Genomic DNA, 446 nt, shown 5'->3' on the forward strand with positions numbered 1-446 from the left:
TGAAGCTGCTTCAGCTTCAGCGCGTGTTGGAGCACAGACAGCTCTTATTACACATAAAATAGCATCCATAGGAACAATGTCCTGTAATCCTGCTATTGGTGGTCTTGGAAAAGGGCATCTAGTTCGTGAAATAGATGCTTTGGATGGTCTTATGGGAAAAGCAGCAGATGCTGCTGGAATTCAATTTAGACTTCTTAATAGACGTAAAGGACCAGCGGTAAGGGGACCACGTACACAAGCTGATAGACAACTCTATAAAAAAGCGATACAAGAATTTTTACAAGAACAAGATAATCTCATTCTTATCGAAGATGAAGTTATTGATTTGATTGTTAAAGATAATAGTGTTTCAGGTGTTGTTTTAAAATATAAAGGGATACTTTTTTCCAGTGCTGTTGTTTTAATAACAGGTACTTTTTTAAATGGATTTATTTCTATTGGAAATA

At 35.9% G+C, this 446-nt stretch carries 1 protein-coding gene; it reads left to right on the forward strand.

Annotated elements, in window-relative coordinates; all coding sequences use genetic code 11:
• Positions 1 to 446: FAD-dependent oxidoreductase (locus tag J7R05_RS08170; RefSeq protein ID WP_208541869.1), on the forward strand; the 446-nt coding region annotated here is incomplete at both ends.

The sequence above is a fragment of the Bartonella capreoli genome (assembly GCF_902813205.1).
Taxonomy (GTDB): Bacteria; Pseudomonadota; Alphaproteobacteria; order Rhizobiales; family Rhizobiaceae; genus Bartonella; species Bartonella schoenbuchensis.